Genomic DNA, 25,842 nt, shown 5'->3' with positions numbered 1-25,842 from the left:
CAATATGCGCTCCGCGTTCGCTGCATCGTCTCAGTGAACAGAGGTGCTGCCAAACCACCGAGTGAGAAAATGCAGGTCAATAACATTGCTGGTGGCATGCCGCCACCATCCCCAATCGATCCGACACAAGTTGCGGATTGCCCTGAGCCGCTGATAAGCCGATTCGCGAACGCCGTGCAGTCGGATGACCCGGTTGCGCTGAAAACACTCCTCAGATCGTCGGCAGACGCGGCCCGCATCGCGGCCGAGCTGGAAGTGGCCGAGTATTCGCCGTTGCATGACGCCGCTGCACGTGGCATGACGGACTGCCTGAAAGTTATGTTCGATTACCTGCCGTTTCGAGTCTGGAATTTTCGGACCGCGGAGACACAGAAAACGCCGCTGATGCTCGCCGTCGAAAACGGGCACGCGGCATTTATCGATGAGCTTTCCAAACAGGCAAAGTGTCGCGCGTTCCAGATGGATTTGACGTATCAAGCGGGAAAGACCGCCAAAGCCGATTTCGGATGCGAGCAGGCGTCCGAACCTGCCAGCCTTGCTGTCCGGAACAGCATCATCAACGCGCGGGATCATGACGGCAACACGCCGATCCTGTTAGCGATTCAAAATAAACATTTCGAGTGCGCCCGCCTATTGCGCAAGGAAGGGGCAGACCTGAGCGTCACGAACCATTATGGCGATGGAGTAGGTAGCTTTGCCACGGATCCAGATTCCGTCCCAGAGTACGCATACGGACAAGCCGGCCACGACTATCGCGCGCCAGACGGCACCATCATGAACGTGGAATTCTTCAATACGAGGCCAGCGCGTTCGGCGGGGTGTTCGTTGCTATAGAGCTGCCGGGAGCAACTCCAGCAGGCAAATCGCGATCCAGCGCCATGCGCTCTGCGTCTAATAGTGCTGCGCGCTTTTGCGGTTCCGCGATCATGCCACGTTCGACGTTCAAATATTTACGCACACCTTGGTGCAGTCATTCGGTCTTTGATGGGTGACTGCAATATCAAACACCCTGGGGGTTCATAATGATAGAAGCTAAGAATGTGATGCCGAGCGTGGACGGCACGTACGTCCCATTAGACCTTGAGGCTCAAGATCAAGAGCCGCGGATAGAGCACGACGCGCGTGTGGAGAGTTTGAGCAAGGAATTGCATGAATATGTGCAGCTCGATAACGCTGACGCCGTCCGAGACCTGTTATCAAACGATGGTAATTTAAAGTTGTTTGTCGAAGGTCTCTATCAGTCACCGTACTCATCGTTGCATTATGCCGTCGACAACGCGTGCGGTGATGTCTTGGTGGTCCTGTTGGACAAGCTGCCGCTAGATGTTTGGCTCTTGCGCACCGAGGAATCTGGGCGTACTCCTTTGATGCTGACCGCCGACAAGGGCAAGGGTGAGCACCCCTACAGTGATGGGAGCCTGCTTGATATCCTGATTGAGCAAATTAAGTACAACCGGTACTGGCCCACCGACCGTTCTCCCGATTTGGTGACGACGTTTGCCTGGGAAGACAAGTGGACCGGGACGCGGAATGAGGGAATTGCCGCCATAGTCAACGCCACAGACCTGACAGGCAATACGGCGCTGCATTTGGCATTCGAGCGAGAAAATTGGGAATTCTGCGCCAAGTTGATAGCTGCCGATGCCAAGACCGACATCGCAAACGACGAAGGAAAAACGGTGCATGCATTGATGCAGGGTTTGAGCGCTGACGTCCGGTTATTTCGTCTTATCGAGGATTGCTCTACCGTCTCTCTACCCCAGGCTATCAGAAGTTTGTTTCTTGATTGGGCTTAATTGCTATTGCTGAACGTAAGTCCACGTCACGTCGTTAGGGCGCTGGATCCGTCACTCAATGGCCCAATCCGATGAGTGACGGATGCCGCTTATTGGTTCCCTTCAGTTAAGCGGAAAAGAGGCGTACACGCTACAGATAGTGGGTAAGGGTGAGCCTTGTCGGCAAGGGTTCGTAGCCAATGACAACAGTACGGTTTTCAGAAAAACAATATCTGCTAATAGAAAATCGCACTGTAGTTAGCAAAAAAATAGCGACATAGACACATACCAACAGAGGCGCTTGCTACCGTTTTGCATTCTTATGCAACCCGCTTGTGCAACATAGGCACGCAAAATAAGGCTCGTCCGATTTTTTTCTAATTGAGATTGGGTCGCGCTTCGATTGCTATTCTGAGCGGGTGCGGAGCTTATGGCGAATGATCGCTCGCCCGCACACAGGGTTCTATGTTTAAACCCCATGAATGTTCAGTCAATAGCGAGAAACCGTCGATGATCCACCATGATCCTGTGCCTCCCGTTTCCTTCAGAGCCTCAGTCAGGACGGGTAGGGAAGTCTTGCAGCAGCAGGAGCTCATTCGTTCCCTGGCTCAGCATGTCAGTCACGATAATGCCGAGGGCATCAAAGAGCTGCTTTGTGATGACACAAACACCAGCGCCATCGTGGAGGCGATCGGGGAATCGCCTTTTTCTTCGTTGCATTATGCCGTCGCGCGCAACAAGACTGCCGCATTGACCGTGTTGATCGACAAACTGCCGCTCACGGTTTGGAATCTGAAAACGCTGGAGTCGGGTCAAACACCGTTGATGCTGGCGGCGGAACAAGGGAACCATGAGATGGCGCTGCAGCTGTTTCTGAGGCTGCATACGTATGTTTCGGAGCGCAAAAGAGACTTGCACCATAATGGTGACACGCAGCTTCGGGCGCTGGCCAAGGTCTATGGTTGCAGGGGCGACGAAACAAGCGTGGACCAAAGTGTGTGGCAACGCATCGTCAACGCACGTGACCGCGAAGGCAACACTCCATTGCTCTTGGCCGTCAAGAACGGGCATCTCGCCTGCTGCAATATGTTCCTCGCGTTGACCGCCGACCCCGAGATCCGCAATCAGCGCGGCGAAAGCGCACGGAGCCTGGTGCTCCAACAGCCAGTGGGGTCCGAGATGCGCTTGCTCTTGGATGGTACGGGGCCCGCCCACGAGCAGGTCTATCCCGTGCGGATACGGCGCGCCGTGCAGGAGTCTCCTCATCATGGCGGCCTCACGCCCATCCGATTTGCGCGCACGCCGTTCCCCCGTGTGTGAAGCACGTAGGCCGGCTACGAGCGGTTGCTGAGCCTTCGCATTTGTCTCGTGTTTTCAGACTGATCCACGTGTTCGACAAAGGCGGGAATTCAGATAATAGGGATCCGCATATCAGCGAGCTTTATTGAGGCTACTATGATGCTTGATCCCTTAGAGGCCGCATTTAGTACCGCGGCACGTCCATCTTCGCTGCTGCGCCACGATAACCTGCACAGGTCGCAGGGGCGGCTGACGCGATGGCGTCAGCGTTCGTCAACGCGCAGTTGCAGAATTGTCGCGATACGCGTCGCAGCCAAGCACCCAGCGAGATGCCGGCATCCCGTCCGCTCGCGATGAAGGAATGCTCGAACGGTGACGCTTCCGGTGAGTGAACGAATAGCGGTGCTGCCAAAAGAGCATGCAAGGATGATCGCGCTACCAGTTAGCGCGTCATCCTTCTAGAACCAGGCAGCAAGGCCCGGATGTCGGTTTAATCCTTCAGCGTGGTCAGATCGACCTGTTCGGATTTGCCGTAAAACTTCACGCCAATATGAATACGGTCGCGGCCCTGCGCGCGGCGGTGCCGGTTGGTATCGCGCAGCGAATACACGCAGCCGCAGTATTCCTGCTGGTAAAAATTTTCCCGCTTCGAGATTTCGATCATCCGCTGCGAGCCGCCACCCTTGCGCCAGTTATACGTCCAGTAAACCAGATCGTCATAGCGCGACGCGGCCCGTTCACCGCAGCCGTTGATCTGGTTCATGTCCTTCCAACGCGAAATGCCCAGCGAGCTGGTGATCGTGTCAAATCCATGCTCATGTGCATACAACGCGGTGCGCTCAAAGCGCATGTCGAAACACACGGTGCAACGCTCGCCGCGTTCGGGTTCGTTCTCCAAACCCTTGACCCGGTCGAACCAGTTATCCATGTCGTAATCCGCATCGATGAACTCGATGCCGTGTTTTTCGGCAAACCGGATATTCTCCTGTTTGCGGATTTCGTATTCCTTGACCGGATGAATATTCGGGTTGTAGAAGAAAATCGAATACTCGATACCCGACGCATGCATGGCCTCCATGACTTCGCCAGAACAGGGCGCGCAGCAGGAGTGCATCAGCACTTTGCGACGGCCGGCGGGCAGTTCGAGTTTGGGACGCACAGTTTCGGACATGGCTTGGGTGGGGTCGTAGCGGTAAAAGGCCTTATTTTACGATGATTTAGCGTGACAAGGCGGCGGCGCCAAACACCGTGTCCCATAACGCAGTCACGGCTGCGCGTTCCTGCACCAGGCGGTCTTGCGGCACCCGTGCCTTCTCGACGCCTTGCAGCCGCAAGGCATGCTGAGTACGCCGTAAGGTTCGATAGGCATCGCCGGCTTGCTGCGCCAGCTCAGCCGGAATGAGCCCCGCCTCGCCTGCCAGGCGCAGCAATGCGATGTTGCCCAAGTTATTCACCAGCACACGATGCGTCGCCGAATAGCACAGCACCAGATATTGCGTGACGAATTCCACATCGACCATGCCGCCACGATCGTGTTTCAGGTCGAAGTCGCCGCTGTGATTGGGATGCCCCGCGCTGATCTTGTCGCGCATGGCGAGCACTTCGCCACGCAGTGCCTCGACATCGCGCGACTGGATAAGGACCTCGGCGCGGATGCGTTCGAATCTGGCGCCGACCGTAGTGTCGCCTGCGGCATAGCGCGCACGGGTGATGGCTTGATGTTCCCATGCCCATGCGTGTTGCGACTGATATTGCTCGAATGCCTCGACCGATACCGCTAGCAGCCCGGCATCGCCGTCGGGTCGCAAACGCAGGTCGACTTCGTACAGGCGTCCAGACGAGGTCATGGTGGATAGCCAGGAGGTCATGCGACGACCGAGCTTGGCATAAACCTCTGCGGCATCCTCCCGGGGGTCGTCAAACAGGAACACCAGATCCAGATCAGACGCGTAGCCCAGCTCCTTGCCCCCCAGCTTGCCATACGCGATCACGGCGAACTGCGGTTGCGCATCGGCGAGTTTATTGACCAGAGGCCAGACGCGGCGGATGGTTTCCGCAAGCAGCATATCCGCCAACGCCGATAACTGATCGCCTAGCGCCTCGACCGTCAGTTCGCCTTCCAGATCCTGGGCCAATAGTTGAAAGCTAGCCTGACGCTGCACATCGCGCATCAGGTTCATTTGCCGTTCAATATCGGGGCTGCCGTCGGGCAGTACGCAAGCATCCAGATCCGCCGTGAGCTGACGCGCGATCTGCGCGAAGTCCAGCGGTTCGAATAGCGTGCGCCAGTCGATCAGGCTGTCCAGCAGCAACGGGTGCTGATTCAGATATTGCGCAGCCCAAGGGCTGGCTGCGACCATACGCGCCACGCGGGCCAGTGTGTCGGGATATTCCGCCAGCAGGGCGAGATAGGCGCTACGCTGGGCGATGGTTTCGATCAGGTCCAACAAGCGCGCGGCGGCATGCTCGGGCGCGCTCGTCTGCGCAGCGGCATGAATCGCAGCGGGCAGCAAGGTGTCCAGCCGGCGCCGGCTGCTGTCGGGCAGGGTGCGGATACGATGACTGTTCAACAGCGATTCCGCTCGCCGCAACAGGTCGTCGGCTTGCTGACCGAACGCGTCCTTGATCTGTTCTGCCAGGCGGCTCTCGGCATCGTGCTCGTCGCGATCGTCGGTTGAACTGTCGGCGTGCGCGCTGTTGGACGCGTCGGGCTTTGCGTCGTCCACATCGCCCATGCCCGCCAGGCGGAAGGCATTGCGAAAGGTCTCGCTCACGAAGGCACGATGCTCGGACAGCGTGCGCTCGAATTGCGCCGCGTCCAAACCGAGAGCAGCCGCAAGCCTAGCTCGCCCTTCGGTATCGCCCGGCAGCAGATGGGTTTGCTCGTCCTCGCGATATTGCAGCGTATGTTCGACCCGGCGCAGAAACCGATAGGCCGCCTCGAGCCGTTGTGCGTCTTCTTCGCTGATGAGGCCGGCGTTGCATTCGGCATGTAACGCATCGAGCAGACCGCGTCGTTGCAGCGCGGGCATACGGCCACCGCGCACAAGCTGCGACAGCTGCACCACGAATTCAATCTCGCGGATGCCGCCGTCTCCGAGCTTGATGTTGTTCGCGCTATCGACGCCATTGCGCGACAGCGCGCGGCGTTGCCAGTCCTGCCGAATGCGCTCGCGCAACGCCCGCAGCGAGGCCAGCGCGTCGAAATCAAAATATTTGCGATACACAAAAGGGACGCGCAGGCTTTCGAGCTGCTGTGCTTGCGCCGTGTTGTCGCTATCGGGAAAGGCCTGTGCCGGCATCAAGCGCGCCTTGAGCCACGCGTAGCGCTCCCATTCGCGGCCCTGCGCCACCAGATAATGTTCCAGGGCGTCCAGGCTCCATGCTGGCGGACCCGCATCCCCATCGGGTCGCAAGCGCAAATCGGTGCGGAAGACTTGCCCATGTTCGTCGGCCTCGGACAGCACCGGCATCATCCGGCGGGTCAGGCGGCCATAGAACTCGTGATGGCTGATGCGGCGTGGCCCATCGGTCTCGCCTTCCTCGCCATAGAGCATGATGAGATCGATATCGGACGACACGTTCAGTTCGCAGCCGCCCAGTTTTCCCATCCCCAGGATTAGCATCTCTTGGGGGGCGCCCGTGGCCGGATCGCGCGGGACGCCGTGCGTTTGCACGAGCTCGCCGGCGACGCTGCGGTAGGCGGCGCCCACCGCCAGGTCCGCCAGTGCCGTCATGGCCCCCACGACCTCTTCCAGCGAGGCCAAGCCCGCCAAATCCCGCACCATCAATGTCGTAAAGACACGTTCCCGCAGTCGGCGCAGCACCTCCCGGCATTGCGGAACCGGCAGGATAGCCGGTGCGTCGGTGCCGACCAATTCGGCTTGCCAACAAGCCAGCGCATTGGGGGTGACGGCATGCCGGGCCGCGATTTCCAGCCACGCCGCCAAGTCGGGATGCGAATCCACGCGACGACGAAGATAGCCGGACCAGGCGAGGGCGGGAGCAAGAACAGAGGCGGACATGAGTGTGGTGGCAGACGGAACAACGCGTTTCAGGTATAAGGGGACGATACCTTAAGACACGTTTTCTGCCCACATCCCTGTGCTGTCATTTACCAAAGTCCTACGCGGTTTATTCTGGGCCGCGTTCACCGTGTATGTCCTGGCGGCAGGAATTCTGCTGGGCTTGCGATATTGGGTATTGCCCAATATAGACCAATGGCGTCCCCGCATCGAGGGCTACATTAGCCAGGCGCTGGGCCAGCGCGTGCAAATCGGCCAAATCGAGGCGAATTGGCGGGGACTGAATCCGGCAGTCAGGTTGGACTCCGTGCTGGTGTACAACGCCGAGGATCTGCCGGTATTGAAGCTGCCCACCGTCTCCGCGGTGTTGGGTTGGCGCAGTATCCTGGCGCTATCGCCGCGATTTCTGAGCCTGCGGGTGGAGGGCGTGGATATTACGCTGCGTCGGGATGAAGACGACCGCGTGTGGGTAGCGGGGCGTTCGTTCAAGTTGGGGCAGTCCGGAACCAACGACGACGCCAGTTCGGCGGTGGTGTGGAAATGGCTGGGTAAGCAGCGGGACTTGGCCGTGACGGGCGGTACGGTGCATTGGCAAGACGAGTTGCGTCATGCCCCGGTCGTGACCTTCACCGACGTGACCATGCGATTGTCCAATGGTCTGCTGAGCCATCGTTTAGCGGTGTCGGCGCGCCCGCCCCAAGCGTTGGCGCAAACGATCAATATTCGCGGTGAGTTTCAGCGGCAGTTGCTCAGCGTCAGCCGATCGAGCTGGACCGGCGAACTTTATGCCCAACTGGACGACGCCGAGCCTCAGGCATGGCGACCCTGGGTGCCGGCGCCAGCCGTGGCCGGGCGCATGGCGGCGCGCGCGTGGGTCACATGGGAAAAGGGGGAGCTCACCGACTTGTCCGCCGACGCGCTCGTGCGCGAATTGCGTTGGCGGGCCCAGCCGCGCGACACTGCTCGCCAAGCGGCACCGGAGAAGCTGCCAGCCGTTAGCGTGACATCCGGCTCCCTGCACGTTCAGGGCCCGCCCGCGAGCATGATGCAATGGAGCGATCCGCCCAAGTCGGGTTCGCGTAAAGAGGACCTCGGCGGCATGGAAGTCCGAGCCGAGCTGAACGGACTGACCACCACGCTGCCTGGCATGTTCGAGCCCGCCCAACTGCAAATCGATACTGCGAAGCTGGACGGTCGCGTACGGCATTTCGCGCATCAGCCTCTCCAGGTTGAGGTGCGCGAGCTTAATCTCGCCAACGCGGACTTGGAAGCGCGCTTGCAGGGACGCTGGAGTTCGCAAGGCAAGACCGCCGCGGGCAGCGCCAATATCTCTGGAACGCTGGTCCGAGGCAGTATGCCGGCCATTTACAAATACCTGCCTGTGACCGTGAACGTGGACGCGCGCGAATGGCTCGCCCGTGGCTTACCCGCGGGCCAGGCGCGTGACGCGGCGGTGACCGTGCGCGGCGATCTGGACGATTTTCCGTTTGAGGACGAGGGCGATGAAGGCGAGTTCCGGATCGCGGGCGCCTACCACGATGCGATTGTTGACTATGCGCCGCCCGGCGAGTTTGGCAAGGGCTGGCCGCGTCTGGAAAAGATGAACGGTAACTTTGTCGTCGACAAAGTCAGTTTGGCGCTCGACACCCCAGGCGGTGGTATCGCCCACACGGGCAAGGGCCAAACGTTGAGGCTGGGCGCGGTAAAGGCCTCTATTCCGAATATGGAGCATGGCGCGACCTTGTTGTTGGATGGCCGCATCATGGGATCCGTGCCGGCCTATCTCGCGCTGGCCAAGAATTATGAACTCGGCGAGCTGATTGGCGGCTTGCTCGATGAGGCCGAAGGCTCGGGCGAATGGACTGTTCCGTTAAGACTCGAGGTGCCCCTGCTGCATGCGGAGGACACCAAGGTCAACGGTGCCGTAGTTTTTAAGGACAACAACTTCCGATTCGTGCCAGAGATGCCGATGCTGCACGGCGTACGCGGCGAGCTGGCATTTTCCGAAGAAGGGGTACGCGTGCCCAATGTGCAGGCCCAGTTCCTGGGCGGCCCGGCGCGCGTGAGCGGCAAGCTAGAGCGCCCCGAGGATCGCTTGCATGTCGAAGGCACGGTGACTGCTGCGGCGGTCAGAGCCTGGGCCGGCGTTCCTTTGCTGGACCGTTTGTCCGGCCAAGCTGCCTATACCAGCCAGATCGGTGCCGGGCCGGGTGGGGCATTGGATATTTCGTTGAACTCCGATCTGGCAGGGCTAGGTATCGATTTTCCGGCGCCTTTGGGCAAGGATCGGGCCGCCAAACTGCCACTGAAAGCGCACTGGGGGGAAACAGGCAACCAGGGCGGACATGATCTGCTGTCGGTCACGCTGGGTTCTGACTTGTCGCTGCAGCTGGAGCATGACCGCGATTCCAAGGATCGATATTTCGGGCGTGCCGCATTGGGAGTGAACCAGAAGATCGCCTTGCCGGATGTGCCGGGGTTGGCGATGGATATTCAGTTGCCTGATTTGAATCTGGACGCATGGAAGGAGGTCGCCGCGTCCGTGGAGTCGCCGGGAAAATCTTCCTCGACCGTATCTGCCGACACGTTACTGCCCGCGCTGGAGCAGATCCGGCTGCGTGTCGATAAGCTGCGAGTCTCTGGCTGGGATGTCGATGATGTCACGCTGACGGCGCAACGCCCCAAGCCCGCGAATTGGCAGTTGGACATCGATGCGAAGCAAGTCAAGGGCTCGGTGTCCTGGCAGGAGGCGTCCGGCGCGATCGCTGGGCGCGTGGTGGCGCGGTTTAAGCAATTGTCTCTGGGTAGGCAGGCCGAGGTCGCCTCCAGCATGCCGGTTCACGAGGGCGCTTCGCCAGACGAGGACTTGTCGCACATTCCGGCGATCGATCTGCAGGCGGATCAGTTCGTCCTGTATGGAAAAGATCTCGGCAAGCTAGATGTGCAGGGTACGAATCTGGAGCGCGGCCAAACTTGGCGGCTGGACAAGCTGCAGATCGCCAACGACGCCGCCCGCCTCGATGCGACCGGGCTGTGGCGCTTGCGCGGTGCGGAACGAGGCCTGGAGGTCGATACCAAGGCGCAGATACAGGATCTGGGTGAACTGCTGGCTCGCCTGGGCTATCCCAAGCATGTGCGCGAGGGTTCGGGCACCATCGAAGGCACGCTCGCTTGGCGCGATTTGCCCTGGACCCGGGATCTGTCCAAGCTCGACGGCAAGTTGCAGGTCAGCCTGGATGACGGCCGTTTCCTGACGGTCGAATCGCGGGGCATGCGCGTCCTGGAGCTATTGTCCCTGCAGTCGCTACAACGCCTCGCGACCTTCGACGCCAATCCGGCTGATGCGCTGCGCGATGGATTGCCCTTTGACACCATACGGGGTGATCTGGCCTTGAGCAAGGGCGTGGCTCATAGCGAGGGCTTTAAGCTCAACGGTCCGGTGGCGACGATCGCACTGGCTGGCGACACCGACCTCGTCGACGAGGTGTGGAACCTCAAGGCCGTGGTTATCCCCAATCTGGACGCGAGCGGCGCGGCAGTCGTGGCGGGGCTGGCGGTCAATCCGCTGGTTGGTCTGGGTGCTTTCCTGACGCAGTGGCTCTTGAAACGGCCTCTCGCGCGGGCCATGACGATGGAGTATGCCGTCACCGGCACGTGGGACGATCCGAAGATCGAGCCGGTGGGCGGGCAGGATAAGCCCTCCAAGACCCAGCAGCAGGCGGTCGAGGAACATATCGAGCACTAATCGGCCATAAAAAAAACGGGCGCCACCTGTAGGGAGCGCCCGTCTCGGACCAGAGCGGAGCCACTGCGTGGCCCCATCGAGTCGTTTTACTTCTTCTTCATCATGTCGAAGAATTCCGCGTTGGTCTTGGTCGCGCGCATCTTGTCCAAGATGAATTCCATCGACTGAACTTCGTCCATGTCGTGGATGAATTTGCGCAGTACCCAGACTTTTTGCAGCAGATCGGGCTGGATGAGCAGCTCTTCGCGGCGGGTACCCGATTTGTTCAGGTTGATCGCCGGATAGACGCGTTTTTCGGCAAGACGACGCTCGAGGTGGACTTCGGAGTTACCCGTGCCCTTGAATTCCTCGTAGATCACTTCGTCCATGCGGCTGCCGGTTTCGATCAGCGCCGTACCCAGGATGGTCAGCGAGCCGCCTTCCTCCAGGTTACGCGCCGCGCCGAAGAAACGCTTGGGCCGTTGCAGCGCGTTGGCGTCCACCCCGCCGGTGAGAACCTTGCCGGATGCCGGCACAACCGTGTTATAGGCGCGGGCCAGACGGGTGATGGAATCCAGCAGGATCACCACGTCTTTTTTCATTTCCACCAGACGCTTTGCTTTTTCGATGACCATTTCGGCGACCTGCACGTGGCGGGTGGCGGGTTCATCGAACGTGGAAGCGACGACTTCGCCGCGCACGGTGCGCTGCATTTCCGTGACTTCCTCGGGGCGTTCGTCGACCAGCAGGACGATCATGACCGCGTCCGGGTAGTTCGTCGTGATGGCGTGCGCGATGTGCTGCATCATCACGGTCTTACCGGATTTGGGGCTTGCCACGATCAGGCCACGCTGGCCTTTGCCGATCGGGGCAAAGATGTCCATGATCCGACCGGTCAGGTTTTCTTCGCTCTTGATGTCGCGTTCCAGGCGCAGTGGCTGATTCGGGTGCAGCGGCGTCAGGTTCTCGAACATGATGCGATGCTTGATCGCTTCGGGGGGCGCGCCATTGACCTTGTCGACTTTCACCAGCGCGAAATAACGCTCGCCGTCTTTGGGCGTGCGGACTTCGCCTTCGATGGAGTCACCCGTGTGCAGGTTGAAGCGGCGGATCTGCGAGGGCGAGATGTAGATGTCGTCCGTGCTGGCCAGGTACGAGGTTTCTGGCGAACGCAGAAAGCCGAAGCCGTCCGGCAGCACTTCGAGCACGCCGTCGCCAAAAATCTGCTCGCCTTGCTTGGCTCGCCGCTTCATGATGGCGAACATCAGCTCCTGCTTGCGAAAGCGGTTGGCGTTTTCGATTTCCAGGCCGGCGGCCATTTCCAGCAGCTGCGAAACGTGCAGCGCCTTCAGTTCATTGAGGTGCATCGCGTTGAAAAGGGGATAGTAGAGAAGGGTCTTGGCGGCAGGCCACGGACGGGCCTGCGCGGTAGTCTAAGCCAGACGCCAGCCAAGCCGGCGCAGGTACATAGCCCGTAGTGTATTACAACGCGCCGTCCAAGAATGCGGTCAATTGCGATTTCGACAGTGCGCCGACCTTGGTGGCGGCTGCCTGGCCGTTCTTGAACAGCATCAGCGTCGGGATACCACGGATGCCATATTTGGCGGCGGTGTCCGCGTTTTCGTCCACGTTGAGCTTGGCGACCACGAGGCGGCCAGCGTATTCGCTGGCGACTTCTTCGAGCAGCGGGGCGATCATCTTGCAGGGACCACACCAGGCGGCCCAGTAGTCGACCAGCACCGGCACGTTGGATTGGATCACATCGGCTTCGAAGCTGGCGTCGCTGACGTTCTTGATTTGCTCGCTCATGGTAATTCTCGGTTGGGCGGCATCTCGGGCGCCAGGCGCCCCTGCCATATTGTTCTGGGTAAAAAAACTTGTGATTTGATAAGCATACCACTGTTGAAATCAACAGGGTTTGCAAGTTTTGTGTAGGATGATGCGCTGCAAACGTCGACGCCGAAAGCGGAGTTTTATGTTTTTGCCGCGGGCGCGCATTTGCAAAGAACCTATCCTACCGAATTTGGGACTGGTCAGGACCTGCGCAACCTACCTAAGGCCGCGCAAAATCTAGACTAATCCGTAAAATGTCGGTTTTTTTCCACAGATCTTGGGGATAACTTGGCTACACCACGTTACACCGAAGCCTCCATCCGAGTTTTGAAGGGGCTGGAGCCGGTGCGTCAGCGCCCGGGCATGTACACCCGCACCGAAAATCCCCTGCACGTTGTGCAGGAGGTCATCGATAACGCCGCTGATGAGGCGCTGGCCGGCTACGGCAAGCAGATCCAGGTCACCCTGCATATCGACGGCAGCGTCACAGTTGAGGACGATGGCCGCGGGATTCCCGTGGGTCTGCATCCCGAAGAAAATGCGCCGGTCGTCGAACTGGTCTTTACCCGCCTGCACGCGGGCGGCAAATTCGACAAGGCCGCCGGTGGGGCGTATGCGTTCTCTGGCGGTTTGCACGGCGTGGGCGTGTCGGTCACCAATGCGCTGGCCACGCGGCTGGAGGTCACTGTCTGGCGCGACGGGCAGACTAACCGTCTGGTTTTCAAGGACGGCGAGGTGGCCGAGCCGCTCGCGCCTTTTGCCGAGGGCGGGCGCAAAAAGTCGGGCACCCGCGTTCGCGTCTGGCCCGATGGCAAGTATTTCGACAGCCCGCAAATTCCGTTGAACGAGCTGCAGCACCTGTTGCGCAGCAAAGCCGTGCTGCTGCCGGGTGTGAAAGTCACGCTCGCCAACGAAAAAACGGGCGATACCAAGACCTGGCAATACGTCGACGGTCTGCGCGGCTATCTGGCCGAGGCATTGGCCGGTGCCGAACTCATGGTGCCATTTTTTGAAGGCCAGCAATACGCGGGCGCCGACCATGAGAACTTCGCCGAAGGCGAGGGCGCCCAGTGGGTGGTTGCCTGGACCGAGGACGGCAACGCCGTGCGCGAGTCGTACGTCAATTTGATTCCGACGCCTGCGGGCGGCACGCACGAATCGGGTTTGCGCGAGGGGCTGTTCTCTGCCGTAAAGGGGTTTGCCGAGCTGCATAGTCTGCTGCCCAAGGGGGTGAAACTACTGCCCGAGGATGTGTTTTCCCGCGCAAGCTTTGTGCTGTCGGCCAAGGTGCTCGATCCGCAGTTCCAGGGCCAGATCAAAGAGCGGCTGAACAGCCGCGATGCGGTGCGTCTGGTGGGCGGCTTTGCCAAGAGCGCGCTCGATCTTTGGCTGCACAGCAACGTCGAATATGGCAAGAAACTCGCCGAACTCGCCATCCGGCAGGCTCAGGCCCGCGCCCGTTCCGCGCAGAAAGTCGAAAAGCGCAAGAGCTCCGGCGTGGCGGTGTTGCCTGGCAAGCTGACCGATTGCGAATCGTCCGATTCGTCGCGCACCGAGGTGTTTCTCGTCGAGGGCGACTCGGCAGGCGGATCGGCCAAAATGGGCCGCGACAAGGAATTCCAGGCCATTCTGCCGCTGCGCGGCAAGGTGCTCAATTCCTGGGAAGTCGACCGTGATCGCCTGTTCGCCAATAACGAGATTCACGACATCGCGGTGGCGATAGGCGTGGACCCGCATGGCCCGAACGATTCGCCCGACTTGTCTGGCCTGCGTTACGGCCGCATTTGCATCTTGTCGGACGCAGACGTGGATGGCTCGCACATTCAGGTTCTGTTGCTCACCTTGTTCTATCGTCATTTCCCGCGTCTGATCGAAACGGGGCATGTCTACATCGCGCGTCCGCCGCTTTTCCGGCTGGATGTTCCCGCGCAAGGCAAACGCCCGGCGCGCAAGATCTATTGCCTGGATCAAGGCGAGCTGGAGGCCGCGCAGGACAAGCTGCGCAAGGAAGGTGTGCGCGAAGGCTCATGGAGCATCAGCCGGTTCAAGGGTCTGGGTGAAATGAACCCCGAGCAGCTTTGGGAAACCACGATGAATCCCGATACGCGCCGCTTGCTGCCCGTAGGCTACGGCACGCTCACGCCCGAGGACACCACGCGCATGTTCGACATGCTGATGGGCAAGGGCGAATCTTCGCAGCGGCGTTCGTGGATCGAGGACAAGGGCAATCTGGCGGAGCTCGATATCTGATCGCGGCCTGACCGTCAGCCGGGCGGCCGATACGGCTGCCCGTCGCCCCACCGTAAAAGCAATTTCGAATACACATGACTGACAGCAATCAACCCGGCTTGTTTGACGAGCCCGCCGGCGAGGCCGACGAGGCCATCACGCTAGGCCGCTATGCCGAACAGGCCTATTTGGATTACGCCGTTTCCGTGGTGCGTGGGCGCGCGCTGCCCGATCTGGGAGATGGTCAAAAGCCCGTGCAGCGTCGCATTCTGTACGCCATGCAGGACATGGGCCTGGGCCCCGGCGCCAAGCCCGTGAAGTCCGCGCGTGTGGTCGGCGATGTGCTGGGCAAATATCACCCGCACGGCGATCAGGCCGCGTATGACGCGATGGTGCGTATGGCGCAGGATTTCTCGCTGCGTTATCCCTTGATCGACGGCCATGGGAATTTCGGCTCGCGCGACGGCGATAACGCCGCGGCGATGCGTTATACCGAAGCGCGCCTGACGCCGTTCTCCCGCCTGCTGCTCGACGAACTGGACGAAGGCACGGTCGATTTCGCGCCCAACTACGATGGCAGCCAACAAGAGCCGCAGATGCTGCCGGCGCGTTTGCCGGTGATGCTGCTCAACGGTGCGTCGGGTATTGCCGTGGGGATGGCGACCGAGATTCCTTCGCATAATCTGCGCGAGGTCGCCAAGGCTTGCGTTGCGCTGATCAAGCATCCGAATCTGCCCGACGCGGAATTGCACGCCCTGATCCCTGGGCCTGATTTCGCCGGGGGCGGCCAGGTCATCACGCCCGAGGCGGACATCGCCCAGATCTACCAGAACGGCCGCGGCTCGCTCAAGGCGCGCGCTCGCTGGCAGTTCGAGGAAATGGCGCGTGGGCAGTGGCAACTGGTGGTGACTGAATTGCCGCCGGGCACCTCGGGCCAAAAGGTCCTGGAAGAGATCGAGGAAATCACCAATCCCAAGGTCAAGGCAGGCAAGAAGGCCCTGACCGCCGAGCAGCAACAGGCCAAGGCCGTGATGCTGAATCTGTTGGATGCGGTGCGCGATGAGTCGGGCAAAGATGCCGCGGTGCGTCTGGTCTTCGAACCCAAGACCTCGCGCGTGGATCGTGACGAATTCGTCAACACGCTGCTCGTGCAAACCAGCATGGAAACCAGCGTGCCGATCAACCTGGTGTGCATAGGCACCGATGGTCGTCCGCGTCAGAAAGGCCTGCGCCAGATCCTGACCGAATGGGTGGCTTTCCGCACCGATACCGTGGTGCGCCGCACGCGCCATCGGCTGGACAAGGTCACCGACCGTATCCATGTGCTCGAAGGCCGGATGCTCGTCTATCTGAACGTGGACGAGGTCATCCAGACCATCCGCGAATCGGACGAGCCGCGCGCCGCGTTGATGCAGCGTTTCTCGCTGTCCGAGCGCCAGGCCGAGGACATCCTGGAAATGCGCCTGCGTCAGCTCGCGCGCTTGGAAGGCTTCAAGATCGAGCAGGAACTGACCGACAAACGCGACGAGCAGACGCGCTTGCAAGAGCTCTTGGACAACCCCAGCTCGCTGCGCCGTCTGTTGATCAAGGAGATCGAAGCAGACGCCAAACAGTATGGCGACGATCGCCGTACCTTGATCGAGACGGCCGAACGCGCGGTGCTGGAAACCAAGGTGCTGGATGAGCCGGTGACCGTCATCGTGTCGCAGAAAGGCTGGCTGCGCGCGCGTCAGGGCCACGGGCACGATGCGTCGCAGTTCACGTTCAAACAGGGCGATGATCTGTACGGCGCATTCGAGTGCCGTACGACCGATACGCTGATCGCGATTGGTGACAACGGGCGGGTGTACACGGTTGCCGTCTCGAGCCTGCCATCGGCGCGCGGCGACGGGCAACCGGTCACGACGATGATCGATCTGGCGTCCGGCACGCGCATCGTTCATAGCATCGCCGCCGCGCCGGACAGCCGCTGGTTGATCGCGACACAAAGCGGCTTTGGTTTCGCGACCAAGCTCAGCGATATGACTTCCCGTCAACGCGCGGGCAAACAGTTCATCACCGTGGAAGACGGGGACGCGCTGCTGCGCCCCGTGCCCTTGTTCGAGGGGGCGACTCAGCTTGCGTTGTTGTCGGCCAAGGGCAAATTCCTGGTCTTCGGTCTGGACGAGGTCAAATCGCTGTCTGGCGGTGGACGTGGCACCATTCTGATGGGCTTGGATGGCGCGGACAAAGTCGATCAAGTCGTGCCAATTGGCGCGGCAGGGGTGCGTGCGGCTGGGATTTATCGCAATAAACACACCGAAGATATCCTCGCCGGGCAAGCGCTGGCGCCCTATGTGGGTAAGCGCGCCCGCAAAGGCCGTGCGCTGGATGTGCGTCCGAAACAGCCGGTGCTGTCGCCGGTGTTCTGAGGCTGTAGCGGGTAGGGCGGGCTGTAGCGCCCGCTCAATGAAAATGTGGGCGGCTATCCATCGGGATAGTCGCCCACATTATTTTTGTTCGCGCGCGAAGGACCGCGCGCGAAAACGGCAATTAACTCGCCAGCTTCAACCCGATCAATCCTGCCGCGATCAATAAGACGCTGATCACGCGCATCGGGGATAAGGCTTCCTGGAACAACACAATGCCGCAGATGAACGCACCCAGCGCGCCGATGCCCACCCATACCGCATAGGCCGTACCTAGCGGCAGCGACTTCATGGCGACAGACAGCAGCCAGACGCTGACGACCATGCCGATCAGGGTGATTGCAGAAGGAACCAGGCGGGTAAACCCCTCGGTATATTTGAGACTGACCGCCCAAACAACCTCAAACAGCCCCGCCAATAAAAGAATAATCCAGGCCACGACATGCCCCTATAAAACCGCCGGCGCTGTGCCGGCAACTGGGGCCGTCCCCGAAAGTGACGCAACCGGCGAGGTGCCGGCAGCCGCCCCGGGCCGTCCCGGTGCGGCAAAAATTATAGAATAGCAAATTGACCGTCGGGTAGCGGTTGTAGCGTTTTGCCAACCATCGCCCGGCGCCGCGCATTTTTTCACCAGATTCGTATCCATGAGCTTCCAGGTCACTGTTCAACCCAGCCAGCATCAATTCACCGTCGAAGCCGGTCAAACCGTGCTGGACGCCGCCCTGGCCGCTGGCATCGTGCTGCCGTACAGCTGCCGCAATGGCGCGTGTTCCAGCTGCAAAGGCAAGGTGGTGTCAGGCGAGGTGGACGCGGGTGAATACCCCGCGCAGATTCTCTCGCCGGAAGAGTTGGCCCAGGGCTATACCCTGTTCTGCCAGGCCAAAGCCCAATCGGATCTGGTGGTGGAGTCGACCGAGGTCCGTCTGGCGAGCGATATCCAGATCCGCAAGCTGCCCGCGCGCGTGCAGGAAATGTCCCTGGCCGCACCCGACGTGACCGTGTTGCGTCTGCAGCTGCCCGCGGCCGAGCCGTTCCGCTATTACGCGGGCCAGTACGTCGAAATCATTCTGAAAGACGGCAAGCGTCGTAGTTATTCGATGGCGAATGCGCCGCACAACGGCAGCCCGATTGAGCTGCATATCCGTCATATGCCGGGTGGGGTGTTCACCGATCATGTATTCGGGGCGGGCGCCACGCAGATGAAGGTGCGCGAGATCCTGCGCCTGGAAGGTCCGTTCGGATCGTTCTTCCTGCGCGAGGATTCCAATAAGCCCATCGTGTTGCTGGCCAGCGGCACCGGGTTTGCGCCGGTCAAGGCGATTGTCGAGCATATGGCGCATCACAACATTCAACGCCCGGTCGCGTTGTACTGGGGCGGTCGCCGCCCCGTGGATCTGTACATGAGCGAGCTGGCCCAGTCGTGGGCGCAGACCTTGCCGGATTTCAAGTTCATCCCGGTGGTGTCGGATAGCCTGCCCGAGGATGGCTGGACGGGTCGTACCGGGTTTGTGCACGAGGCCGTGATGCAGGACCTGCCGGATTTGTCCGGCTACCAAGTGTATGCCTGCGGTGCACCGCCCATGGTCGAAGCCGCGCGTCGCGAGTTCTCGGCACAGTGCGGACTGCCCGCTGAAGAGTTCTACGCGGATGCCTTTACCTCGCAGGCCGATGTCGCGGCTGCCGGGGGCTGAGGCGATCCTCACGGTCGAAACGTTTAGGTGTAAATAGATACCGGCCCTGCCTTTATGTCATAGGCGTGGCCCCGTCGCCGCTGTAAACTGCGGCACGAGCGATGATTGGAATGAGCTGCGACAGCAAGCGGGCGAGGCCCGTTGCCGCCAGCGGCGCAAGGAGCAAGGCGCGCATGAGAGTTGTGGTTGTAGGTAGCGGCATCATAGGCATTTCCAGCGCCTGGTGGCTGAACCAGGCGGGCCATGACGTCGTGGTGATCGATCGTCGCCCCGGCGCGGCTCAGGAAACCAGCCTGGCCAATGGCGGGCAGATCTCCGTTTCCTACGCCGAACCCTGGGCCAATCCGCAAGCGCCGCTGAAACTGTTGCGGTGGCTCTTCCGCGATGACGCGCCGCTACTATTCAGGCCCCAGCTCGACTGGCGGCAATGGATGTGGGGGCTGGCATTTCTGCGCGAATGTCTGCCCGGCCGTTTAGCGCCGAATATCCGCGCCATGGTGCGGCTGGCCGAATACAGCCGCAGTACGCTGCAGGCCATGCGCGCCGAGCTGGGCATCAGCTACGACCATTTGCAGCGCGGCATTCTGAATTTTTATCGCGATCAATACGAATTCGAAACCTCGCAAAAGGCCGCCGGCCTGATGCGCGATTTCGGCGTGGAACGTCGTGTCGTGACCGCGGACGAAGTGGTGGCGATCGAGCCGGCACTGGCGCCGCATCGCGCCACCATCGTGGGTGGCGACTATACGCCGGAAGACGAAAGCGGCGATGTGCATCTGTTTGCCACCAGTCTGGCGCGCCGTTGCGAAGCGGCTGGGGTGGAGTTCCGTTTCGAGACGACTGCCACGCGTCTGATCACCGAGGGCGGGCAGGTCCAGCACCTGGAAGTCATCGGTCGTGACGGGCGTTTTGAACGCATTCCCGCCGATGCATATGTTGTCGCGATGGGCAGCTATAGTCCTTATCTGCTGCGTCCGCTGGGCGTGCCGTGCAACGTTTATCCGGCTAAAGGCTATTCCGCTACTTTTACCGTCGTGGATCCCACCGGTGCACCAACCGTCAGCCTCACCGATAGCAGCCATAAAGTCGTATTTTCGCGCTTTGGTGATCGCTTGCGGATGGCCGGTACAGCAGAGCTATCCGGTTATTCGCGTGCATTGAATACCGCTCGTTGCGAGGCCATGACACGGCTGGCGCGCGAGTTATTCCCTGGCGCTCTCGATTTCGAGAATGTCAGCTATTGGTCGGGCTTGCGTCCGGCCACCCCTTCGAACGTACCGCTCATCGGCCGCACCCGGGTGCCTAATCTGTATCTGAATACAGGACATGGCACGCTGGGTTGGACCATGGGCGTTGGTTCGGGTCGGGCGCTGGCCGATCTGCTGAGCGGACGCAAGCCAGAGCCTGAATTTCCCTTTCTTGGTCTATCAAACCTATGAAGACATTGCAATTGGCGGGCATCGCCCGTGGATTGGGCGTCAGCCCTCGCATTTGGGTATTCGGCGCAGCCATGGCCATCGCCAGCGTGTCCCACGCCGCGGGCGTCGAGATCGAGGTCTGGCACACACTGAACGGCCCGAACAAAGCCGAATTCGAAAAACTTGCCAAGAACTACAACAAAGAACAGAAAGACGTCGTGGTGAAGCTGCGCGGCTTCAATGACGCGCAGGCGCTGCAAGCCGCGGCGCAGGATGCCATCAAGAAAAAAACTGGCCCTAACCTGATTCAGCTCGAGGACAATCGATCGCCCGACGTGGTGTCCGAGCACAAGGCCATCTTGCCGCTGTATCAGCTGCTGGCCAAGTACCCGATCAAGGACCTGAACTGGTTCCTGCCGGGCACCTCGAGCTTTATCCGCGACAGCAAGGGCCGATTGCTGGCCTTCCCCTGGATGGCCGAAGTGCCGGTCATGTATTACAACCTCGACGCCTACAAAAAGGCGGGTCTGGATCCCAATAAGCCCGCAACCACGTGGGCGGATCTGCAAGCCGAATTGCTCAAGCTGCGCGACGTGGCCAATCTCGACTGCCCGTATGCGTCGAGCAAGCAGGTGGAAGTCCATCTGGAAAACCTCGCGCCGGTTAATAAGCAGCTCTACACCTCGAACGATAACGGCCTGACCACCAGCAAGACCGCGCCGGTATTGAAGTTCGATACGCTGTACATGCGTCACATCGCCTTGATGGTGAGCTGGAAGCGTTCGCTGCTCTTTACTGAGTCGTCCGACGATAGCAAGAGCGACAAACTATTTGCCGATGGCAAATGCGGCGTGTTGACCTCGGGTAGTGGCGCTGCGGGCACCTTTATGCATAAGCGCAACCTGAAGTTTGGCGTGGCACCGCTGCCGTATTACCCCCAGGCCACCAAGGACGCAGGGCGCCCCTTCGTCAGCGGCTCGGCGCTGTGGGCGGTCAATGGTCACCCGCAGGCGCAGGAAAAAGCGACGGCTGATTTCCTGGCCTGGCTGTCCAAGCCGGTGAATGCGGCACAGTGGCATCAACAGACCGGCTACCTGCCGCTGACCGAGGCAGCCTTCCGGGCCTCAGACGTGTCGTTCTATAACAAGGTGCCGGGTGCCAAGGCGCTCGTCGATTCGCTGCGCGGCAATCTGGCTTCGACCAGCCGTGGGTTCCGTATGGCGCATTACGATCGTATCCAGCCCATCCTGAATAGTGAGTTGAATCAGGCGCTGGCTGGCACGACGCCTCCCGTGGCGGCATTGAACAAGGCCTCTGATCAGGCCAAGAAGATCGCTCAGCAGCGGTGATCATTGACGGGCGGGCCCCGTCTTCGCGCCGGTGGGGCGCGGGACGCGGCCTCCCTCCGGCTGGCTGACTATGCCGACTTGCTCGATCAGAGCTGTCGGCTTTTTTATTGCCGCGAGGGCGTAGCCGTCCGGTCAAACGGCGCCTTCAATTTCGCCACGATGGAAGCCCACCGTGGCGGATGGCAATTCCCGTCTCGAATGGCCTCAGGTCACCGGTCCCGGGTTGAACAGCACGAGCGCGTTATGCAGTTTCCAACGCTCGGCCCAGGTCTGCTTGCGGCCACTGGCCACGTCCAGCAGCAAGTGGAACATTTCCCAGCCCAGATCTTCGATACTCAGTTCGCCATCGGCGATACGACCTGCATTCACGTCCATCAAATCATGCCAGCGGCGCGCGAGATCGGTGCGTGTGGCGACTTTGACCACCGGTACTTCGGCCAGACCATAGGGAGTCCCCCGGCCGGTCGTGAAAATATGCAGGTTCATGCCAGCGGCGAGTTGCAGTGCGCCGCAGATAAAGTCACTGGCGGGTGTCGCCGCGTAAACCAAACCTTTCTCGATGCCACGCTCGCGCAGGCTTTGGCCGGGGCTTAACACGCCATTGATCGCTGACGTGCCCGACTTGATCACCGAGCCCATGGCTTTTTCGACAATGTTGGACAGGCCGCCTTTTTTATTGCCCGGAGAGGTGTTCGCGCTCCGATCGGCCTGGCCGCGTTGCAGATAGGCGTCGTACCACGCCATTTCATTGATAATGTCCTGGGCGACCTCCACGGATTGCGCGCGTTTGGTCAGTTGCTCCACGCTGTCGCGCACTTCGGTGGTTTCCGAGAACATCACGGTGGCCCCGGCGCGCACCAGCAGGTCCGCGCAGAAGCCGACGGCCGGGTTGGCGGTGACCCCCGAGAACGCATCGCTGCCTCCGCACTGCACACCCACCACCAGATCCGAGGCGGGGCAGGTCTCGCGCCGACGTCGGTTCAGGCGCTCCAGATGGGGGATTGCTTGCGCCATGATGGCATCAATCATGGCCTGAAATCCGACATGCTCCTCGTCTTGCAGACGCATCACATCCAGCGTGGTGCTCATCGATCCGTCGGCCTGGATTGGGATGGCGTTCGTGGGCATCAGGCGCTCGGGTTGCAGCTTTTCGCAGCCCAGGCTGACCACCATGACCTCACCTCCGAAGTTCGGATTCTTGCTGATATTGCGCAGCGTGCGGATCGGCACGATGGCATCAGGCGCGTCTATCGCGACACCGCAGCCGTAGCCATGTTCCAGGGCCACGACGCCATCGACGTTCGGATAGCGGGGCAGCAATTCCGTGCGGATACGCTGCAGCGCGTGATCGACGACGCCCGCTACACATTGCACCGTGGTCGTGATTGCCAGCAGATTGCGCGTGCCGACACTGCCATCGGCATTGCGATATCCCTCGAAGGTATAGCCTTCCAGCGCAGGCAGTGGGGCAGGCGTCTCGGTCGCCATGGGCAGATCGTCCAGGCCGCGCGCAGCGGGCATGGTCAGCACGTTTTCGTTGACCCAGCTGCCAGCGGGCAAGTCACGGTTGGCATAGCCGATCGTCACGTTGTAGCGCCGCACGGGCTGGCCTTCGGCGATATCGGTCAGCGCGACTTTGTGACCTTGCGGCACGCGCTCGAGCAACGTCGGGCCATCGGGCAATTGTGCGCCGGCCGCCAACCCACCTTGGTTCGCGACTATGGCCACATTATCGTCAGCATGCATCCGGATCGCGCGCGGCGTATCGGTGAGCGCGGCGGAGGATGCGGGAGAAATCGGGGTACAGGTCGACATAGAGTCCGGTCAAACCGAGGAACGAAAGAGCGAAAATGTTAACGTTAACCAAAAAGGGCGTCAACGATCCCGAGTTCAATGCCGCAAGGATATTGCGGAGGCTTATGCGGGGGGATGGACGACGACGCGGGTCGCCATCCCTGTGGCCCACTCAGGGGGCGGCCTAGGCGCTTTCCCGCTTGATTAATGTGAAGCCGACATCCTGAATTGGCTGCGCGGGCCGCTTGCCCTGGATGCGATCAATCAGCAAGCTCGCCGTTCGGCGCCCGATATCCTCGGGGTCAACGCGTACCGTGGTGAGCGCGGGGGTCACGTTGCAGGCGAAATCGAAATCGCCAAATCCGACAATCGCCAGATCTTCTGGCACCCGTAATCCGCGCAGCTGCGCTTCCATGAGCGTGCCTAAAGCCACCATATCACTGGATGAAAAAATACCGTCCACGTCGGGGTCTCCCTCCAACGCGCGCGCGAGCCCGGCGCGTCCGTGCCCCAGTTGGCTAGGGGGCGACATCAACAGCGACGTGCCCTCGCGCAGGTGCCGCCCCGCGATGCCCAGATGCAGTGCTTCGTCGGCGAATCCCTGGAAGCGCGCCGCCGTGCGGGCTTCGGTCGCGGCAATAGAGGCGAGGCAGCGCCTGCCTTGCTCATACAGATAGCGCGCAATCGCGCGGCCCACTTCGTAGTGCGAGAACCCCACCAGCATGTCGATGGGGTCGTCGGTCATCTCCCATGTTTCGACAACCGGAATGCCCGAGGCGGCCAGCCGCCGTCGTGCCAGCGGAGACTGCGTCAAGCCCGTCAACACAATGCCATCGGGCCGCCGTGCGATCACGGATTCCAACACGATTTCATCGCGCGAACGGTCATAGCCGCGTTCGCTGAGCATCACCTGATAGCCAGCTTCGACCAGAATCTCTGTCATCGCATGCACGGCCAGCAAGAATGCCGAGCCCGAGGCAATCGAGGGCACCATTAACGCAATCATGCGCGTGCGTTGCGAGCGCAGTCCTGCCGCATGCAGATTCGGTACATAGCCGCTGGCAGCGACGGCGTCCAACACCTGTTTGCGCGTAACTTCGGATACCCGGTCAGGCTGGTTGAGCGCGCGCGAAGCAGTCATGACCGACACGCCTGCCTGCCTTGCGACATCGGTGAGGGTCACACCGCCGCTGCGGCGTGTGCGCTTAGCGGGCGAGGAGGGCTCAGAACCCTTGCGCGTATTTGTCACGTAAAAACTCCACCAGACATTTCACCGATTGCGGCACATGCGCGGACCAGGGGCGCAGGGCATACAGTTTGCCACCAAAAAACCCATGCACCCGCCAGCCAGGCAGAACTTCGACCAGGCCACCGGGTGCGGAGGTCACCGCGCTGAAGTCCGGCAGCAGGCCAATTCCCGCGCCACCTAGCACAGCTTGGCGCAATACTTCGCTGTTATTGGCGCGAAACCGCGTCTGGATGGGAATCACGATCGGTGCTGCCGAGCTGCGTCGTCCCTCGCGTACAAAGGACCAGGTCTCGTAACTACGATTACCCAGATAGGTCACGCATGCATGATGGCTGAGGTCGCGCGGATGCTGGGGGGTGCCGTGTACGCGCAGATACTCGGGGCTGGCGACGAGTACGGAACGCGACCCGCACAATTCCCACGCGATATAGGTCTCGGGCGGATGGTCGGTGTGGCGTATCGCCAGATCGAATCCCTCGTGTGCCAGGTTAACCAGCCGGTCGACCAGTTCAAGGTCAACGCGCACTTCGGGATACTGCCGTAGAAAGTCGGGTAGCACGGGAGCCAGATGTTGACGGCCAAAAGCCACCGGCGCGGTCAGCCGCACGGTGCCGCGCGGCACATCGGACAGATCTTTCACAGCCAGAAATCCCGCCCCGATGCGCTCGAACGCGGGAGCCGCGTTTTCCACCAGATTCTGGCCAGCCTCCGTCAGCATGACATGGCGCGTCGTGCGGCGTACCAGGGGCAATCCCACGGCTTTTTCCAGCGCATTGATACGCGTGCTGACCGATGCCTTCGATACGCCCAAGCGACGCGCCGTCTGCGTAAAACTGCGTGTTTCCGCAAGCGCGGTCAGCAGATAAATATCCGCAACTAGCGGGGCGATCTGGTCAGTGGCCATGGAGCAGGGTAGCGTTGAGATTGTTCATTTTATCAAACACTGATGTCGCAAAATCGGTCTTCCGCCGGGCAGATCGTCGCCGTAGACTGAATGCCGTTATCCGATCAACGCTATTCAGGAAGCCCACAGTGACTGCCGCCACCT

The 25,842-nt window shown here is 60.7% G+C and carries 17 protein-coding genes; 9 read left to right on the top strand and 8 right to left on the bottom strand.

The window, feature by feature from the left end; translation table 11 throughout:
- The first annotated feature begins 69 nt into the window (after nucleotides 1-69).
- From GOQ28_RS08260 to GOQ28_RS08250, 3 genes are all read left to right on the top strand, one after another.
- The gene (locus GOQ28_RS08260; RefSeq protein ID WP_160356108.1) at nucleotides 70-834 is read left to right on the top strand and encodes an ankyrin repeat domain-containing protein; all 765 of its coding nucleotides are present in this window, start codon (nucleotides 70-72) and stop codon (nucleotides 832-834) included.
- 188 nt (nucleotides 835-1,022) lie between these two features.
- Nucleotides 1,023-1,796 (top strand): hypothetical protein, encoded by a 774-nt coding sequence (locus GOQ28_RS08255; protein ID WP_160356107.1) that lies wholly within the window; start codon nucleotides 1,023-1,025, stop codon nucleotides 1,794-1,796.
- 555 nt (nucleotides 1,797-2,351) lie between these two features.
- The gene (locus GOQ28_RS08250) at nucleotides 2,352-3,095 is read left to right on the top strand and encodes an ankyrin repeat domain-containing protein (protein WP_160356106.1); all 744 of its coding nucleotides are present in this window, start codon (nucleotides 2,352-2,354) and stop codon (nucleotides 3,093-3,095) included.
- Between the two features lie 469 nt (nucleotides 3,096-3,564).
- On the opposite strand, the gene GOQ28_RS08245 is transcribed toward GOQ28_RS08250, so the two are convergent.
- Both GOQ28_RS08245 and glnE read right to left on the bottom strand, forming a co-directional pair.
- A complete protein-coding gene (locus GOQ28_RS08245) occupies nucleotides 3,565-4,245 on the bottom strand; it encodes an epoxyqueuosine reductase QueH (RefSeq protein ID WP_160356105.1) in 681 nt (226 codons plus the stop codon).
- Between the two features lie 46 nt (nucleotides 4,246-4,291).
- Entirely contained in the window at nucleotides 4,292-7,099 is a 2,808-nt protein-coding gene (gene glnE / locus GOQ28_RS08240; protein WP_160356104.1) for a bifunctional [glutamate--ammonia ligase]-adenylyl-L-tyrosine phosphorylase/[glutamate--ammonia-ligase] adenylyltransferase, read from the bottom strand.
- 79 nt (nucleotides 7,100-7,178) lie between these two features.
- Between glnE and GOQ28_RS08235 the strand changes: the two genes are divergently transcribed.
- Entirely contained in the window at nucleotides 7,179-10,844 is a 3,666-nt protein-coding gene (locus GOQ28_RS08235; protein WP_336603758.1) for a YhdP family protein, read from the top strand.
- Between the two features lie 86 nt (nucleotides 10,845-10,930).
- Here GOQ28_RS08235 and rho read toward each other — a convergent pair whose 3' ends face one another.
- Complete coding sequence (rho, locus tag GOQ28_RS08230) at nucleotides 10,931-12,190, bottom strand: transcription termination factor Rho (protein WP_160350696.1); 1,260 nt, start codon at nucleotides 12,188-12,190, stop codon at nucleotides 10,931-10,933.
- 115 nt (nucleotides 12,191-12,305) lie between these two features.
- Entirely contained in the window at nucleotides 12,306-12,632 is a 327-nt protein-coding gene (gene trxA, locus GOQ28_RS08225; RefSeq protein ID WP_160350695.1) for a thioredoxin TrxA, read from the bottom strand.
- A 312-nt stretch (nucleotides 12,633-12,944) separates the two neighbouring features.
- Here trxA and GOQ28_RS08220 point away from each other — a divergent pair, with 312 nt between their 5' ends.
- Together GOQ28_RS08220 and parC are read left to right on the top strand one after the other, a co-directional pair.
- On the top strand, nucleotides 12,945-14,906 hold the full coding sequence (locus tag GOQ28_RS08220; RefSeq protein WP_160350694.1) for a DNA topoisomerase IV subunit B: 1,962 nt from the start codon (nucleotides 12,945-12,947) through the stop codon (nucleotides 14,904-14,906).
- A gap of 74 nt (nucleotides 14,907-14,980) precedes the next feature.
- A complete protein-coding gene (parC, locus tag GOQ28_RS08215) occupies nucleotides 14,981-17,296 on the top strand; it encodes a DNA topoisomerase IV subunit A (protein WP_160350693.1) in 2,316 nt (771 codons plus the stop codon).
- A gap of 121 nt (nucleotides 17,297-17,417) precedes the next feature.
- On the opposite strand, the gene sugE is transcribed toward parC, so the two are convergent.
- Nucleotides 17,418-17,732 (bottom strand): quaternary ammonium compound efflux SMR transporter SugE, encoded by a 315-nt coding sequence (gene sugE / locus GOQ28_RS08210; protein ID WP_160350692.1) that lies wholly within the window; start codon nucleotides 17,730-17,732, stop codon nucleotides 17,418-17,420.
- A 205-nt stretch (nucleotides 17,733-17,937) separates the two neighbouring features.
- On the opposite strand from sugE, the gene GOQ28_RS08205 reads away from it, so the two are divergent.
- The 3 genes from GOQ28_RS08205 to GOQ28_RS08195 all read left to right on the top strand — a co-directional run bounded on the left by GOQ28_RS08205 (nucleotide 17,938) and on the right by GOQ28_RS08195 (nucleotide 21,751).
- Nucleotides 17,938-18,984: a CDP-6-deoxy-delta-3,4-glucoseen reductase gene (locus GOQ28_RS08205; RefSeq protein ID WP_160350691.1), complete on the top strand. Its 1,047-nt coding sequence runs from the start codon at nucleotides 17,938-17,940 to the stop codon at nucleotides 18,982-18,984.
- 173 nt (nucleotides 18,985-19,157) lie between these two features.
- A complete protein-coding gene (locus tag GOQ28_RS08200; RefSeq protein ID WP_236844272.1) occupies nucleotides 19,158-20,423 on the top strand; it encodes a D-amino acid dehydrogenase in 1,266 nt (421 codons plus the stop codon).
- Nucleotides 20,420-21,751, top strand: a complete 1,332-nt coding sequence (locus GOQ28_RS08195) for an extracellular solute-binding protein (RefSeq protein WP_160356103.1) — start codon at nucleotides 20,420-20,422, stop codon at nucleotides 21,749-21,751. The genes GOQ28_RS08200 and GOQ28_RS08195 overlap by 4 nt, the downstream gene beginning before the upstream one ends.
- Nucleotides 21,752-21,955: 204 nt before the next feature.
- On the opposite strand, the gene garD is transcribed toward GOQ28_RS08195, so the two are convergent.
- The 3 genes from garD to GOQ28_RS08180 all read right to left on the bottom strand — a co-directional run bounded on the left by garD (nucleotide 21,956) and on the right by GOQ28_RS08180 (nucleotide 25,698).
- Entirely contained in the window at nucleotides 21,956-23,566 is a 1,611-nt protein-coding gene (gene garD / locus GOQ28_RS08190) for a galactarate dehydratase (RefSeq protein ID WP_160356102.1), read from the bottom strand.
- A gap of 163 nt (nucleotides 23,567-23,729) precedes the next feature.
- Nucleotides 23,730-24,794 carry a LacI family DNA-binding transcriptional regulator gene (locus GOQ28_RS08185; RefSeq protein ID WP_336603757.1) on the bottom strand — a complete coding sequence of 355 codons (1,065 nt, stop codon included), beginning with the start codon at nucleotides 24,792-24,794 and terminating at the stop codon, nucleotides 23,730-23,732.
- The gene (locus GOQ28_RS08180) at nucleotides 24,769-25,698 is read right to left on the bottom strand and encodes a LysR family transcriptional regulator (protein WP_160356101.1); all 930 of its coding nucleotides are present in this window, start codon (nucleotides 25,696-25,698) and stop codon (nucleotides 24,769-24,771) included. Before GOQ28_RS08180 ends, GOQ28_RS08185 begins: the two co-directional genes overlap by 26 nt.
- Between the last annotated feature and the right edge of the window lie 144 nt (nucleotides 25,699-25,842).

It is taken from the genome of Bordetella sp. 02P26C-1 (assembly GCF_009763255.1).
In the GTDB taxonomy this organism is placed as follows: domain Bacteria; phylum Pseudomonadota; class Gammaproteobacteria; order Burkholderiales; family Burkholderiaceae_B; genus Bordetella_A.
The sequence above is the reverse complement of the archived record's forward strand: the minus strand, read 5'-3'. Positions and strand labels throughout refer to the sequence as shown.

Excerpts from the sequence above, each read along its gene's own strand:
- GOQ28_RS08245 (WP_160356105.1), bottom strand. The coding sequence starts at position 4,245 with ATGTCCGAAACTGTGCGTCCCAAACTCGAACTGCCCGCCGGCCGTCGC.
- GOQ28_RS08260 (WP_160356108.1), top strand. The coding sequence starts at position 70 with ATGCAGGTCAATAACATTGCTGGTGGCATGCCGCCACCATCCCCAATC.
- trxA (WP_160350695.1), bottom strand. The coding sequence starts at position 12,632 with ATGAGCGAGCAAATCAAGAACGTCAGCGACGCCAGCTTCGAAGCCGAT.
- garD (WP_160356102.1), bottom strand. The coding sequence starts at position 23,566 with ATGTCGACCTGTACCCCGATTTCTCCCGCATCCTCCGCCGCGCTCACC.
- GOQ28_RS08205 (WP_160350691.1), top strand. The coding sequence starts at position 17,938 with ATGAGCTTCCAGGTCACTGTTCAACCCAGCCAGCATCAATTCACCGTC.
- GOQ28_RS08195 (WP_160356103.1), top strand. The coding sequence starts at position 20,420 with ATGAAGACATTGCAATTGGCGGGCATCGCCCGTGGATTGGGCGTCAGC.
- GOQ28_RS08255 (WP_160356107.1), top strand. The coding sequence starts at position 1,023 with ATGATAGAAGCTAAGAATGTGATGCCGAGCGTGGACGGCACGTACGTC.
- glnE (WP_160356104.1), bottom strand. The coding sequence starts at position 7,099 with ATGTCCGCCTCTGTTCTTGCTCCCGCCCTCGCCTGGTCCGGCTATCTT.
- parC (WP_160350693.1), top strand. The coding sequence starts at position 14,981 with ATGACTGACAGCAATCAACCCGGCTTGTTTGACGAGCCCGCCGGCGAG.
- rho (WP_160350696.1), bottom strand. The coding sequence starts at position 12,190 with ATGCACCTCAATGAACTGAAGGCGCTGCACGTTTCGCAGCTGCTGGAA.
- GOQ28_RS08200 (WP_236844272.1), top strand. The coding sequence starts at position 19,158 with ATGAGAGTTGTGGTTGTAGGTAGCGGCATCATAGGCATTTCCAGCGCC.
- GOQ28_RS08180 (WP_160356101.1), bottom strand. The coding sequence starts at position 25,698 with ATGGCCACTGACCAGATCGCCCCGCTAGTTGCGGATATTTATCTGCTG.